Genomic DNA, 13,994 nt, shown 5'->3' with positions numbered 1-13,994 from the left:
AGGCAAACCTAGACTATGCGCCCATTACACCCGCTTGATTTTATTTTCTTATCTTTGGAAAAAAGACAACAGCCCATGCATGTTGGCGGATTATTTTTATTTGAAATTCCAGAAGATGCGCCACCAACCTTTATTCAAGATTTAGTGGCAGATATTCGCAACTCAAAATCTATTCCAATTCCACCGTTTAATAATAAATTAAACGGACTGTTTTGGGACACAGACACTGAATTCGATCTTGATCATCACTTCAGACATATTGCTCTACCACATCCTGGTCGTATTCGTGAGCTACTCACCTACATTTCCCAAGAGCACAGTTCATTAATTGATCGAGCTAAGCCATTATGGATGTGTCATATCATTGAGGGCATTGAAGGCAATCGTTTCGCCATGTATTTCAAAATACATCATGGGATGGTCGATGGTATTGCAGGCATGCGTTTAATTGAAAAATCACTCTCTCATGATCCAAATGCAAGAAGTATCGTTCCGCCATGGTGTGTCGAAGGTCCGCGTGCTAAGCGACTTAAAACACCTAAAGTAAGCCGTGCAAAACAAATATTGTCTAATTTGAAAGGTCAAGTGCAGTCTACACCGGGTGTATTCAAAGTGCTGTCTGAAACTGTCTTTAAGGATATGGGACGTAATCCGGACTATGTATCTAGTTTCCAAGCCCCAAGTAGTATTCTGAATCAAAAAGTCAGCTCATCGCGTCGTTTCGCTGCTCAGTCATATGAGTTTAAGCGCCTCAACCATATTTCAAAATCACTGGGTGTGACCATTAACGATATTGTTCTCGCGATTTGCTCTGGTGCTTTGCGTGAATACTTAATCAGTCAAAGTGCTTTACCTGAGAAACCATTAATCGCTATGGTTCCTGTCTCCGTTCGTACGGATGATTCAGACATGTCAAATCGTATTACGATGATTCTGGCGAACTTAGCGACACATAAAGCCGATCCATTAGAGCGACTCGATCTTATTCGTCGTAGCGTAATGAATGCGAAACAAAAATTCAAACGCATGACTTCAGATCAGATTCTCAACTATAGTGCCTTCGTATATGGTCCTGCAGGTTTAAATATCATCTCTGGTTTAGCACCTAAACGTCAGGCCTTTAACCTCGTTATTTCTAACGTACCAGGGCCTAAAGAGCCGCTATATTGGAATGGTGCACGTTTGGACGCACTCTACCCTGCTTCTATCGTACTTGATGGTCAAGCATTGAATATTACAATGACCAGTTATATGGATAAATTAGAAGTCGGTTTAACCGCATGTCGAAATGCTTTGCCTAAGATGCAAAATTTATTAACCCATTTAGAAGATGAGATTCAACGATTTGAAAAAATTGTGGGTCTACCTGAAGATGAAAAACCGCAGATTATGAAAAAGGCTACTAAGCGTAGTGCAGCAAAGAAACAAGTAGTAGCGGATATAGAGATTCCAAATGAAAAACCAGCTTAAGGCTGTATATTTCGATATTTACAAAAAAATTAAGGGGCTTTAAAAAGGCCCCTTAATTTTTAATATTACGACACTGCTTGATTAATTGCTGACAGAGCGAAACGACCATCGCTTGTGTAACTCGAACTTCTTGACCTTGATCGTTGAGCATCAAGCAAGCGCTTTTGTTTGAATCCACAATTTGACGATGGCTACCCGCTAATTGTTCCGTTAAATTCATACCCACTTTGACCTCACTTTGCTAAGACAACATCGCTGTCTTTGGCTATTCGATTTGATTTCTTAAGTATTGAGAAATCGAGATCGAATGTAAAATCTCAGTTGTAACAAGTGTTTAACGATATTCTGTTACAATTTCAATTCAAAATGATATCGTATTGCTCTTGCGTGTATAAATTTTCGACTTGGAACTTAATGACACGTTTCACAAAATGCTCTAAATCAGAGACAGCCGCAGCTTCTACGGTTAATAATCGATCCACAACCGATGGATGCGCAACGACAGTAAAGTCAGTCTGAGACTCAAAATCTCGAGCATATCTTAATATCTCTCGAAAGATTTCGTAACAAACAGTCTCGGCACTTTTCACATAACCACGTCCCTGACACGTTGGACAAGACTCACATAACAAATGTTCAAGTGATTCACGCGTCCGTTTACGCGTCATTTCTACTAAGCCAAGCTCAGACACTTGGGTGATTTTAGTTTTTGCATGGTCACGTTCTAAGACTTTTTCAAATTGCTTAAGCACTTCATCACGGTGTGAGGCCTCTTGCATATCAATAAAGTCAATAATGATAATTCCACCTAAGTTGCGCAGTCTGAGTTGACGCACAATGACTTGTGTCGCTTCCATGTTGGTCTTAAAGACGGTGTCCTCAAGAGAGCGTCCACCTACATATGAGCCTGTATTGACGTCAATAGTGGTCATGGCTTCTGTCTGATCAATCATGAGATAACCACCAGACTTTAATGCAACACGTGTTTGCAGTGCTTTTTGAATATCTGTTTCAACATTGTATAAGTCGAATATCGGACACTCACCAGGATAATGTTTCAGACGATCAACCATATTTGGTACAAACTCAGCCACAAACTCTTGTAGCTTGCCAAACACTTCTCTTGAATCGACTTGAATTTTTACCGTATCTTCATTTGCCAGATCACGGATGATACGTTGAGGAAGTGGTAGCTCTTCAAAGATAAGTGATGGCACCACGACACTTTTTTGTTTACGTTGAATAAATTCCCAAAGTTTTGCCAAATACGCCATATCTTGCGCAATAGCGGCTTCTTCGATCCCCTCTGCTGCAGTTCGGACAATGACAGAACCAGGTAACTTATGTTCAGCTTGAATCCGCTCAATGATCGAACGTAAACGATCACGCTCTTCTTCTGATTCGATTCGCTGCGACACGCCAGTATGATGTCCATAAGGCATCATCACCAAATAGCGAGAAGGAATGGAAAGATCAGTACTTAAACGCGCACCTTTCGTGCCTAACATATCTTTCATGACCTGCACTGTCAGAATCTGACCTGGTTGCAGAAGATCAAAGACATTTGGCGTCGGTTGATTACGAGGCCAAATCATGTCATTGATATGTAAAAAAGCAGTACGAGATAAACCAATGTCTACAAATGCCGCTTGCATACCAGGTAATACACGTACAACTTTGGCTTTATAAATATTCCCGACTAAACCACGTTTAGCGTTGCGTTCAACAAATAGTTCGTTGACCGTCCCATTTTCAACTAACGCTACCCGACACTCCATTGGGGTGACGTTAATCAACAACTCGTCAGACATAAAAAACACTCAAAACATTATAAAAATTTTTTAAAAGGTTAATTTAGTGCCTTAACCACTTTTCAATATTTGATTCAGTAACTGTGATGTTTCATGTAAAGGCAAACCCACCACATTGGTGTAGCTACCTTCAATACGAGGAACGAACTTTGCGGCGATTCCTTGTATTGCGTAAGCCCCTGCTTTTCCTACAGGTTCCCCAGTTGACCAATATTCTTCCATATCATGATGACTGAGTGATTGAAAATCAACCTTTGTCCTCACTACCGTACTTATTGTTTTATGTTGTGAAGCCACACAAAGACCACTGAGAACTTCATGCTGACGCCCTGACAAGGATTGCCAAATTTCAAACGCATGTTGCTTCGAATCAGGTTTGCCAATAATTTGCCCATCTAAACTGAGGCTTGTATCTGCGGCAATGACCACCGCATCTGGAAATTGTGCTAAAACAACCTGAGCTTTTTGTTCTGCCAAACGTCGAACATAATCATGCGCTTGCTCACCATCATGTACAGACTCATCGATTTCTGGACTAAAAATATCAAATTTCAGTCCAAGCTGTGCAAGCAGCTCTTTACGCCGAGGCGAGCTCGACGCCAGAATTAAATTCGCCATTTTCTAAGCAAATAATACAAGATGGGCCAAGTTAAAATACTGCTCATTAGTGGCTGCCAATGACGAGTAATCGAAAATTGCATATCGGAAATAATTTGTGCAAAAAGGACATAAATCAAATGTGCCAATATAGCAACACTAGCGATTGCCCAAGTATTTCCAAACGTCATTAAACGGCGTTCACGCACAAACCAACGGATGGTAAATGTTAGTAAAACGAAGCTTAACGCATGTAATCCAAGGGGTGCATCAAGCAGTAAATCGGTAAATAATCCGACTGCAAAAGCAAACCAAACGCCACACCATGTCGGTTGAAGCAAGATCCAATACACCGTAATCATCAACATGATCAGCGGTCGCCATCCTGCTAATGTATAAGACAGAGGATACACCACCAACACCGAACCAATAATGATTGAAAGCACGATGATCCATAGAGGATCACGTGTTTTAACTGATGATATTTTTTTAGCGCTGAGCATGAGGTTGCTCCATGGCTAATGAGTCTGAGAACAGTACCACTACATGGTGTCCACCTGCCAACTGAGCTGCAGGTTTCACGTCTATCTGCGCAAACTCACCGGTATTTTCACGCTTAACTTTGGACACTGTTCCGACCAAATAACCCGCAGGAAAATGTTGTCCTAAACCTGAACTATACACCTTGTCCCCGACTTTGACGTTAGCGCTGGTCGGTACATATTCCATTTTCAGACGACCTAAATCACCAGTGCCTGACACAATGGCACGCATGCCAGAGTTTTCAAGACGTACAGATAAGGAGTGTTCTTTATCAGACAATAACATGACACGGCTACTGTGCGGGTAAACATTGATGATCTGCCCCATGATACCGTTATCATCCAACACCGTTTGCCCGACACGCAGTTGGCTCGCAGCACCTCGGTTAATGATAATGATATGACGTAATGGATCAGCATCTGTGCCAATCACCTCAGAGATTTCCATACGACCGTCAATGATCAAAGGTGTATCCAATAATCCACGTAAGCGCGTATTTTCAGCAGAAAGTTCTGAGAGTTTTTGAAGGCGAACCTGAGCCTGAAGCAACTCTGCCTGCATCGCAGTATTCTCACGACGCAGTTGCGCTTCAGACTTGGTTTGTTGACTGAGCCATTCTTTCGATAAAACAGGATAGCTTGCAATGGCATAAATGGGATTGTATGCCGCGTACAAGACATCTCTTGCTGGTTGAATCAAGTGTGGAGCGCGCCAATTAAACATTAACACGAACAAACACACGATGACTGCAATGATGAAAGAGCGAAAAGATGGCGGTTGTCTTGAAAACAGATTCGGTTGCACCGCCTCGTCCTTAAATTAAATTACAGAAAATTAACCAACAAACAGCATGTCATGGTTCGGGTTGTCAAAGAGTTCTAAGACTTTGCCACCACCACGTGTTACACAAGAAAGCGGATCTTCAGCAACTACTACTGGCAAACCTGTTTCTTGCGATAATAACTTGTCTAAGTTACGTAATAACGCACCACCACCAGTCAATACAATACCGCGCTCCGCGATATCTGATGACAACTCAGGAGGTGTTTGTTCAAGCGCAGATTTCACTGCAGACACAATGCTTTGCAATGGATCAGTGATTGCTTGAGTAATTTCATCAGAAGTCACCGTAATTGCGCGCGGAACACCTTCCGCCAAGTTACGACCGCGAACTTCGATTTCTAACACTTTGCCATCTTCATCAGGAAGCGCCATACCCACTTCTTTCTTAATGGTTTCAGCCGTTGTTTCACCAATGACGCAACCGTGTGCTTTACGAACATAATGAATAATTTGTTCGTCAAAAACATCACCACCAATGCGCAATGAATCTGCATAGACACAACCTTGCAATGAAATGATTGCAATTTCAGTTGTACCACCACCTACGTCTACGACCATCGAACCACATGCTTGCTCAACTGGCATGCCTGCACCAATCGCTGCTGCCATTGGCTCTTCGATTAAACGTACATCACGTGCGCCTGCATTGAATACAGCCTCACGAATCGCACGACGTTCAACCAAAGTTGATTTACATGGCACACACACCACAACACGTGGCGCTGGTGGGAAAAGACGCTTTTCATGCACTTTACCAATAAATTGGTTTAACATGGTCTCAGTGACTTCGAAATCCGCAATCACGCCATCTTTCATTGGACGAATTGCAGAAATATTCGCAGGGGTACGACCAAGCATTTGCTTAGCATCCAAGCCAACAGCGGCAACTATTTTTTGTGAACCACTGTGACGAATTGCCACAACAGTCGGTTCATTTAATATAATGCCCCGTCCTGGCGCATAAATTAGTGTATTAGCGGTGCCTAAATCTATGGCTAGATCTGGCGAAAACAAGCCAATTAGTCGTTTTAGAATCACGGGTCGTTCTCAGTTCAACGTTATATAGACGTAAGATGGCAACTTTAACTAAATGTGATGCTTTGGACAAGTCAATCGCTTATTATAACGCATGATATTTTGAATATTTTTATTACTGATTAGGTGAGACAGCATGTCAGCATCAGATGCTCAGCAATCTGCAGATTTAAATGCACAAACCGTTTCAAGCATTGCACACTTAGCACGCTTGTCTTTGGATGACACTCAATCTGCTGAATATGCTCAAAGTTTGAATAAAATTTTAGGAATGATGGAAACCTTGAAAGGCATTGATACCGAAGGTGTTGAGCCACTAAAGAGTCCATTTGACCATCCGCAGCCTTTACGTGAAGACGCTGTGTCTGAACAAAACCATCGTGACGACTATCAAGCCGTTGCACCAGCTGTGCAAGACGGTTTGTATCTTGTTCCACGTGTAATTGAATAATTGTTCAGTTTTGCCCTATTTAAATTTTAGTTAAGAATTTTTCTCATGACAGATTTACATCGCTTATCGGTTCGTGAACTTATCGATGGTTTAGCAACCGCTAAATTCTCTTCACGTGAATTGACGCAACATTATTTAAACCGTATTGAAAAAATTGATGCGCAAGTCAAATCTTATGTCACTGTGACTGCTGAACAAGCATTGGCTCAAGCTGATGCAGCTGATGCAGCGCTCAAAGCAGGTACAGCAACCACTTTGACGGGTTTACCTATTGCACATAAAGATATTTTCTGTACGCAAGGCATTAAAACCACGGCTGGTTCTAAAATGCTAGACAACTTTATCTCTCCGTACGACGCAACCGTTGTAGCGAAAGGTAAAGCTGCGGGCCTAGTGACTTTAGGTAAAGTGAACATGGACGAATTTGCCATGGGTTCTACATCAGAGTCATCTTACTTTGGTGCAACGGCGAACCCTTGGGCGCTTGACCGTGTTCCGGGTGGTTCTTCAGGCGGTTCTGCTGCCGCAGTTGCAGCTGACCTTGCACCGTTTGCGACTGGTACAGATACAGGTGGTTCAATCCGTCAACCTGCATCGTTCTGTGGCCTTACAGGCTTAAAACCAACCTATGGTCGTGTATCCCGTTTCGGTATGATTGCCTATGCATCATCACTTGACCAAGGCGGTCCAATGGCACGTTCGGCAGAAGACTGTGCGTACCTTATGAACGTGATGGCAGGTCATGACGCAAAAGATTCAACATCTGTACAAAAAGATGCTGATGACTACGTTGCAAACTTGAACGGCACGTCTGTAAAAGGATTACGCATTGGTATTCCTAAACAGTACTTTAATGTTGAAGGTTTGGCTGCTGACGTTAAAGCACGTGTTGAAGAATCTCTAAAAAAATTGGAAGAGATGGGCGCAACGCTTGTTGAAATTAACCTCAACATGACTGAAGCTTATGTTCCAACCTATTACCTGATTGCCCCTGCTGAAGCATCTTCTAACTTGTCACGTTTTGACGGCGTACGTTATGGCTACCGCTGTGAAGATCCAAAAGACATCATGGACTTGTACAAACGTTCTCGTTCTGAAGGTTTTGGTGCTGAAGTTCAACGCCGTATCTTGATTGGTACTTATGCGCTGTCTGCAGGTTATTACGATGCGTACTATGTCAAAGCACAAAAAGTACGTCGTTTAATCCAACAAGATTTCTTAAAAGCATTCGAGTCTGTTGATGTGATTGCTGCGCCTGCTGCGCCGACAACGGCGTATAAGATTGGTGCAAACCTTTCTCCAGTTGAAATGTACTTGGGCGATATCTATACCATCGCGGTCAACCTTGCAGGTCTCCCTGCGATTAACGCGCCTGTTGGTTTTGATCAAAATAATTTACCTGTTGGCTTACAGTTGATTGGTAACTACTGGTCAGAATCTCAATTGTTGTCTGTGGTGCACCAATACCAACAAGCAACTGATTGGCACACCAAACGCGCTGCAATTGCTGAGGAGAATGCATAATGGCGAAGAACAATGCAAAACCTAAGTCAAATTTGATTGATGGTTGGGAAGTCGTTATTGGTATTGAGATTCACACTCAACTTGCGACTAAATCTAAAATCTTCTCAGGTTCTTCAACTGAATTTGGTCAAGACCCAAATACACAAGCGAGCCTTGTTGATTTGGCAATGCCGGGCGTACTGCCTGTATTGAACAAAGAAGTGGTTGATCTTGCCATTCGCTTTGGTTTGGGTATCGATGCTTACATCGACCAAGCGTCTGTATTTGCACGTAAAAACTATTTCTACCCTGACTCTCCTAAAGGCTACCAAATCAGCCAAATGGACAACCCGATTGTGGGCTTGGGTCATATCGACATCCAACTTGAAGATGGTACAGTTAAACGCATTGGCGTGACACGTGCGCACCTTGAGGAAGATGCGGGTAAATCGATCCATGACCAATTTGAAGGCATGTCAGGCATCGACTTAAACCGTGCAGGTACACCGCTTTTAGAGATCGTATCTGAACCAGATATGCGTTCGGTTGAAGAAGCAGTTGCCTACATTAAAGCGATTCACACACTCGTGCGTTGGTTAGGTATTTCTGATGGTAACATGGCAGAAGGTTCTTTCCGTGCCGACTGTAACGTGTCTTTACGCCGTCCGGGTCAACCTTTCGGTACACGTTGTGAGCTTAAAAACCTCAACTCATTCCGTTTCATTGAACAAGCGATCAATGTTGAAATTGAACGTCAAATGGAAATCTTGGAATGGGATGGCACCATCGACCAAGAAACTCGTTTGTTCGACCCTGTGAAGATGGAAACGCGTTCAATGCGTTCGAAAGAAGAAGCGAACGATTACCGCTACTTCCCTGACCCAGACTTGTTGCCTGTGATCATTGCAGATGAGCAAATCGAAGCGATTAAAGCGACGATGCCTGAGCTTCCTGCTGCACGTCGTGCGCGTTTTGTGGCGGACTTTGGTGTGACTGAATACGATGCGCACGTTCTTACGCTTACGCGTGAAATGTCAGAGTTTTATGAAGAAGTTGTTAAGGCTGCGGGCGGTGCTGCACAAGGTAAGATTGCTGCAAACTGGGTGATGGGTGAATTCTCAGGCGCTTTAAACAAAGCGGGCTTAGAGTTGGCGGACTCTCCTGTATCAGCAGAAAAACTTGGTGGCATGATTGCACGTATTGTGGACAACACGATTAACGGTAAGATCGCGAAACAAGTGTTCGGCTTTATGTGGGAAGAAGGCAAAACTGCGGACGAGATTATTGCTGAAAAAGGCCTGAAACAGGAAACTGATACAGGTGCAATTGAAGCAATTATTAAGGAAGTACTTGCTGCCAATGAGAAAATGGTTGAAGAGTATAAATCTGGTAAAGAGAAAGCCTTTAACGGTCTTGTTGGTCAAGTGATGAAGGCTGCGAAAGGTAAAGCTAACCCTGCGCAAGTCAATGAATTAATGAAGAAATTGATTGGTTGATCTGATCTTTCTTTAAAAGAAAACCCGCTTTAGAGCGGGTTTTCTATTTGAAATTTTGATTGTATTAGACTAAATTATTAAATATTTATTAACTATATATTTATTTTTAATTAATTATGACAAATAAGAAACTTAAATCTGAAGAAATCGAATTCTCCATGTCTATCCAATCAGAGGAAATTGAAAGTTTAAAAGATGAAAATGATACAAACAAGTCTGAGACTTCAGAACCCATTGAAAATGAAGAAGAATCTAGAACAAAAAAGTTAGAGATGGAGAAAATTGCTAAAGAATACTATAGCCATCTCAATGGTACTTTATCATTCATTATGTTAGGAATTTATTTCAGTATAATCGAGTTAGATTATTTTCAAGTTTATGCAATTTTAACATCGATATTATTTACGATATATCTCACTTTTAATTTTAAAGAATATTCCACTGTAGCTAATGAATACTTAGCTCAATTCTCTGGTTTCGAGAAGATTAGAAATGCTCTACGTTTATTTATCTTTTTTATAGCATTTTTTCTTTTATTAACTGCCGCTTTTGGATTCACAGTACTCAAATCATTATCCAATTGGTTGTTTTAATTCCTGATCATTAGTTATAACACTCCTTATTTTTTATATAGGCAAGATGTCAATTCTAAAGTCTAATTCGTCAAGTAATGAAAGTAGCAAAAGGGGAAGCAAACGCTGCACAAGCCCATGAATTGATGAAGAAGTTGATTGGTTGATTTAATCTTTCTTTAAAAGAAAACCCGCTTTAGAGCGGGTTTTTTTATTTAATTCATTCCATGACATTTTTTAAATTTTTTGCCGCTTTGGCAAGGACAAAGGGCATTTCTTTGAATACCGTTGAAACGTTCCAAAATTAATTTCCTTTCCTCTTGTACTTTAAAATTATTCTCCAATTGTGTTAACTTTTTCCCAAGTACATCATCAAGAAATAAGTTTGGATTCCAACCTTGAAGAATTTTAGAAATAAAAAAATTTTCTACTAATGAAGCGGCAATCCCTAAAGGAGTATTAAGAACCCCAATGATTGTTGGCACGATCCATTTGATTAAATTTATTTTCAAATTTAAACCATGCTCTTTTAATAATTCATAATAAATATCCTGTTCGGATAAATCAGGATTAGCAAACCAATTTCTAAAAAGTTTAGAGTTAAAACTTTCTCTAATATCTAGAATTTGGTCTATTTCAACAGTTCCTTTCTTAAACATTTGATAGAAATTAGGAATCCTCTTGTTTTCACTAACCTTTTCAAATAATTCTATCTTTTCATTAGCTTTGTTAATATTTCCACTAATTGAAATAAACTTTGATCCTAAATAATCTTTTGCATAATCATCCATAATACTATTTGATAAATTATGTCTATTTTGCATCTGCAAACTATCTACAATTTCATACAGTCTCATAATTTCGAAAGTAGTCTTATAATCTAGATTATTAAAGTCTATATGCTCTTCATTTTTTATAATGTCTATATTCTTTAAAAATATAGAATCATCACGCTCATCTTTATTAATAAGCGCATTATCAAAATATTGAACTATTTTCGATCGATGACTTTCATTTACAGAGTATTTTTTATAATTTCTATCCAAATCATGCAATCCTCCTAAATACATAAGTGGTTCAATTTCATACCTAGTCTTATTGAGTAATAAATTTTTACTTCTATGAACAATAACATTAGGATTTTGAAATCTTGGAATGATTTTAATTATTTTCCGTTCCAATAATTTTGTTGAATTTACAACACCTATAAAACTAACAATCTTTAAAAAGTCTTCATCATTTATAAAAATTTCATCGTATAACATTAAACTTAAAAAAAACTTTTCGGTACTATTTTCTATTAAGGTTCTATATTCATCGCGTTTCACAAAACCAGAATATCTGTATTCATTCTGCTGTATATCTCTTCCATTTTTATCAATAGCTGTCAAAGTTCCTAAAAGTGATGGAAAATTAGAAAGCATCACATGATTATGATTCATTAATATCAATCTCAATTTTATTATTCTTTTAAAATATCTTGAAGTAATTCAAAAGTCTAAATTATCTAAAGATTATTTCATGTTAATGCCATCAAAAAAGTATCCTCTGTTGCCAAACTCGAAGAGTAGGACGTATCTAATCTCCTCACCCCCTTGCTAAGCAGTGCTTCTCATCCCAGAGGGAGTGTCATGTAATTATTTTGATACGCGGTGTTCCCTCTCTTGAGCAATATTTAATGCATTGCTTTTAAATCGAAGCGCAAGTGATGAGAATCCTCAAAATATATTTTGAGTTCGCAAGGGAGAGGTAAAACAAAAAAATAAAGAAAACACTGTTCTATTTTTCGATCTTCATTTGCCTGCTTTCACTCTTCTATACTGATTTCATCATCAAGAAGAATGAAACAAATCATGAAATCAACAGTACTCAACGCACAAAGCTACGGACAACCCGAAGTCCTTGAATTTACAGACTACACACTCCCACCATTAAACCCTGACATGGCACGCATCCAAGTCAAAGCCGCAGGAATTAACCCCATTGATGCACGTCGCATGACAGGCGAATTCAAACATGCGCAACTGCCACAAACCTTTGGAGCTGAGTTTGCAGGTGTAATCGTAGAAGTAGCTGAAAACAGTGCATGGAAAGTCGGTGACGAAGTGCTGGGTTCTGGTGGAGCATTTACCCATGCAACCGTGATAGACGTTCCTCTCGCCAATTTAGTCGCAAAACCGAAAAATCTAGAATGGTCGATTGCAGGCTCGATTGCAGGAGCAGCTCAAACTGCCATGACCATTTTAGATGAAATTGGTCCAATGCAAAGCTTATTGGTACACGGAGGATCAGGTGGTGTGGGTTCAATCACCATTCAATTGGCAGTGAGTCGTGGCATTACCGTCGTGGCAACAGCATCAGCAAAAAACCAAGACTATATCCGCAGTTTAGGTGCGATTCCTGTCGTGTACGGCGAAGGTTTAATTGAGCGTCTGAAACAAGTCCACCCAGATCAATTTGATGCTTCAATTGATATGGCAGGCAACGAAGATGCCACTCAAGCCTCATTGGCAACAGTGAAAAATGGCGGATTTATGGGTACGATTGCAGGACGCAAACTGTCATCTGCGAAAATTCAAGCAATATGGGTTAAACGTAATGTTTCCAATTTAAAACACGTGGTCGAAGGCGTTGCAAATAATACCTTCAATTGGACAGTCAGTCGTGAATATCCTTTTACAGAAGCACAGCAAGCCTATCGAGACATTTTAGAGGGACATACACAAGGTAAAAGCGTACTGTTATTTAAATAATTTCTGTGTGTACAATGTGAAAAGGCAGGATATCATCCTGCCTTTTCTCTAGTTTGAATTATGATGTTGAGTAACGCCACCCTACATTCATCAATCGATAACTTATTTATTTAATTACCATTAATTAAAATAAGAGATTAACGAGTGATCCCAAGCTTGTTCCAAATATCTGGGGTGAGGAATGTTGTCACCAATTTATTTAAATCAATATAACGCACCACCCCTTTCAGCTGATTATTCACTTCAGGGTTTTTAATAATTTCTTCCCCTGCACTACGACCCAATGCTTGGAAACTTTCACCAACAGCTTGAATACCCTCAGCTTGAATCACCGCTTTAGTCTGTGTTGAACATTGCTCTACGATCACACGTTGCAAGACTTGCGCTAACTTTTGATCCAATGCCGTACGTTGCTCAGCACTGACATTACTAAAGCCTTTTAAATCAGGATGAGTAGATAATGCTGAATATGTCCACTGTAGTACTGTCGTTTTATCTGCAGCGGTCGTCGACTTGACCAAACAATCACTCAATTGATCTACAGCGGGTCCCGCATTCGAAAATGTCGATACGCCCATGATCAAAGCCGATGCACACAGTGTACGTAAAGCAGTTTTATTCATTTTTAATGTCATCACTTAAACTCAATTTTCATCGTTGTCATTATGTTTTTGTTGTATCACATCCTGAACGCATTTCCCTACAGATACACTGTAAAACAAGTAAGCACATGAAAATTTAGGTAGTAAATTTGCTAAATCATGCACATCAATGATCATAAATTGACAATAAAGCTTCAAAACCAGTGGGAATGGACGTCAAATTCAAACTATCAATTTTTTAAATAGTTTCCACCAAAATATATAAATTGGATAAGTAGTTAAAAATCAGTAATGATCTTATTCAGGGCAAAAAACTCG

At 40.1% G+C, this 13,994-nt stretch carries 14 protein-coding genes; 6 read left to right on the top strand and 8 right to left on the bottom strand.

Translation table 11 applies throughout. From position 1 onward, the window contains the following. Positions 1 to 15: 15 nt before the first annotated feature. Positions 16 to 1,470: a WS/DGAT/MGAT family O-acyltransferase gene (locus AC1M83_RS09205; protein ID WP_092767000.1), complete on the top strand. Its 1,455-nt coding sequence runs from the start codon at positions 16 to 18 to the stop codon at positions 1,468 to 1,470. A gap of 52 nt (positions 1,471 to 1,522) precedes the next feature. Here AC1M83_RS09205 and AC1M83_RS09200 read toward each other — a convergent pair whose 3' ends face one another. From AC1M83_RS09200 to AC1M83_RS09175, 6 genes are all read right to left on the bottom strand, one after another. Beyond that, positions 1,523 to 1,690 carry a PA1571 family protein gene (locus tag AC1M83_RS09200; protein ID WP_171076802.1) on the bottom strand — a complete coding sequence of 56 codons (168 nt, stop codon included), beginning with the start codon at positions 1,688 to 1,690 and terminating at the stop codon, positions 1,523 to 1,525. A 136-nt stretch (positions 1,691 to 1,826) separates the two neighbouring features. Next, positions 1,827 to 3,281 carry a ribonuclease G gene (gene rng / locus AC1M83_RS09195; protein WP_035269804.1) on the bottom strand — a complete coding sequence of 485 codons (1,455 nt, stop codon included), beginning with the start codon at positions 3,279 to 3,281 and terminating at the stop codon, positions 1,827 to 1,829. A gap of 51 nt (positions 3,282 to 3,332) precedes the next feature. Further along, complete coding sequence (locus AC1M83_RS09190) at positions 3,333 to 3,899, bottom strand: Maf-like protein (protein ID WP_481590499.1); 567 nt, start codon at positions 3,897 to 3,899, stop codon at positions 3,333 to 3,335. Beyond that, positions 3,887 to 4,381: a rod shape-determining protein MreD gene (gene mreD / locus AC1M83_RS09185; RefSeq protein WP_092766998.1), complete on the bottom strand. Its 495-nt coding sequence runs from the start codon at positions 4,379 to 4,381 to the stop codon at positions 3,887 to 3,889. The genes AC1M83_RS09190 and mreD overlap by 13 nt, the downstream gene beginning before the upstream one ends. After that, entirely contained in the window at positions 4,368 to 5,225 is an 858-nt protein-coding gene (gene mreC / locus AC1M83_RS09180) for a rod shape-determining protein MreC (RefSeq protein ID WP_035269796.1), read from the bottom strand. The genes mreD and mreC overlap by 14 nt, the downstream gene beginning before the upstream one ends. 30 nt (positions 5,226 to 5,255) lie before the next feature. Next, a complete protein-coding gene (locus tag AC1M83_RS09175; protein ID WP_035269793.1) occupies positions 5,256 to 6,302 on the bottom strand; it encodes a rod shape-determining protein in 1,047 nt (348 codons plus the stop codon). Between the two features lie 133 nt (positions 6,303 to 6,435). On the opposite strand from AC1M83_RS09175, the gene gatC reads away from it, so the two are divergent. The 4 genes from gatC (at position 6,436) to AC1M83_RS09155 (ending at position 10,342) form a co-directional block, all read left to right on the top strand. Continuing rightward, positions 6,436 to 6,750, top strand: a complete 315-nt coding sequence (gene gatC, locus AC1M83_RS09170) for an Asp-tRNA(Asn)/Glu-tRNA(Gln) amidotransferase subunit GatC (RefSeq protein WP_035269791.1) — start codon at positions 6,436 to 6,438, stop codon at positions 6,748 to 6,750. Positions 6,751 to 6,795: 45 nt separating this feature from the next. Beyond that, on the top strand, positions 6,796 to 8,274 hold the full coding sequence (gatA, locus tag AC1M83_RS09165; RefSeq protein ID WP_481590498.1) for an Asp-tRNA(Asn)/Glu-tRNA(Gln) amidotransferase subunit GatA: 1,479 nt from the start codon (positions 6,796 to 6,798) through the stop codon (positions 8,272 to 8,274). Continuing rightward, positions 8,274 to 9,749, top strand: a complete 1,476-nt coding sequence (gene gatB, locus AC1M83_RS09160) for an Asp-tRNA(Asn)/Glu-tRNA(Gln) amidotransferase subunit GatB (RefSeq protein ID WP_035269785.1) — start codon at positions 8,274 to 8,276, stop codon at positions 9,747 to 9,749. The genes gatA and gatB overlap by 1 nt, the downstream gene beginning before the upstream one ends. A gap of 158 nt (positions 9,750 to 9,907) precedes the next feature. Further along, positions 9,908 to 10,342 (top strand): hypothetical protein, encoded by a 435-nt coding sequence (locus AC1M83_RS09155; RefSeq protein ID WP_035269782.1) that lies wholly within the window; start codon positions 9,908 to 9,910, stop codon positions 10,340 to 10,342. A gap of 194 nt (positions 10,343 to 10,536) precedes the next feature. On the opposite strand, the gene AC1M83_RS09150 is transcribed toward AC1M83_RS09155, so the two are convergent. Then, complete coding sequence (locus tag AC1M83_RS09150; protein ID WP_481590497.1) at positions 10,537 to 11,763, bottom strand: SEC-C metal-binding domain-containing protein; 1,227 nt, start codon at positions 11,761 to 11,763, stop codon at positions 10,537 to 10,539. A 411-nt stretch (positions 11,764 to 12,174) separates the two neighbouring features. Here AC1M83_RS09150 and AC1M83_RS09145 point away from each other — a divergent pair, with 411 nt between their 5' ends. Next, positions 12,175 to 13,074, top strand: coding sequence for an NADP-dependent oxidoreductase (locus AC1M83_RS09145; RefSeq protein ID WP_481590496.1), 900 nt, complete (start codon positions 12,175 to 12,177; stop codon positions 13,072 to 13,074). 137 nt (positions 13,075 to 13,211) lie between these two features. Here AC1M83_RS09145 and AC1M83_RS09140 read toward each other — a convergent pair whose 3' ends face one another. Beyond that, positions 13,212 to 13,697 carry a hypothetical protein gene (locus tag AC1M83_RS09140; protein WP_257227585.1) on the bottom strand — a complete coding sequence of 162 codons (486 nt, stop codon included), beginning with the start codon at positions 13,695 to 13,697 and terminating at the stop codon, positions 13,212 to 13,214. Between the last annotated feature and the right edge of the window lie 297 nt (positions 13,698 to 13,994).

The sequence above is a fragment of the Acinetobacter sp. 25-47-130 genome, assembly GCF_056779705.1.
The sequence above is the reverse complement of the archived record's forward strand: the minus strand, read 5'-3'. Positions and strand labels throughout refer to the sequence as shown.

What these genes read in the sequence shown, in the direction of transcription:
- gatA (WP_481590498.1), top strand. Translation starts at nt 6,796, where the DNA reads ATGACAGATTTACATCGCTTATCGGTTCGTGAACTTATCGATGGTTTA.
- AC1M83_RS09145 (WP_481590496.1), top strand. Translation starts at nt 12,175, where the DNA reads ATGAAATCAACAGTACTCAACGCACAAAGCTACGGACAACCCGAAGTC.
- gatB (WP_035269785.1), top strand. Translation starts at nt 8,274, where the DNA reads ATGGCGAAGAACAATGCAAAACCTAAGTCAAATTTGATTGATGGTTGG.
- AC1M83_RS09140 (WP_257227585.1), bottom strand. Translation starts at nt 13,697, where the DNA reads ATGAATAAAACTGCTTTACGTACACTGTGTGCATCGGCTTTGATCATG.
- AC1M83_RS09155 (WP_035269782.1), top strand. Translation starts at nt 9,908, where the DNA reads ATGTCTATCCAATCAGAGGAAATTGAAAGTTTAAAAGATGAAAATGAT.
- AC1M83_RS09205 (WP_092767000.1), top strand. Translation starts at nt 16, where the DNA reads ATGCGCCCATTACACCCGCTTGATTTTATTTTCTTATCTTTGGAAAAA.
- gatC (WP_035269791.1), top strand. Translation starts at nt 6,436, where the DNA reads ATGTCAGCATCAGATGCTCAGCAATCTGCAGATTTAAATGCACAAACC.
- AC1M83_RS09150 (WP_481590497.1), bottom strand. Translation starts at nt 11,763, where the DNA reads ATGAATCATAATCATGTGATGCTTTCTAATTTTCCATCACTTTTAGGA.
- AC1M83_RS09190 (WP_481590499.1), bottom strand. Translation starts at nt 3,899, where the DNA reads ATGGCGAATTTAATTCTGGCGTCGAGCTCGCCTCGGCGTAAAGAGCTG.
- mreD (WP_092766998.1), bottom strand. Translation starts at nt 4,381, where the DNA reads ATGCTCAGCGCTAAAAAAATATCATCAGTTAAAACACGTGATCCTCTA.
- AC1M83_RS09200 (WP_171076802.1), bottom strand. Translation starts at nt 1,690, where the DNA reads ATGAATTTAACGGAACAATTAGCGGGTAGCCATCGTCAAATTGTGGAT.
- rng (WP_035269804.1), bottom strand. Translation starts at nt 3,281, where the DNA reads ATGTCTGACGAGTTGTTGATTAACGTCACCCCAATGGAGTGTCGGGTA.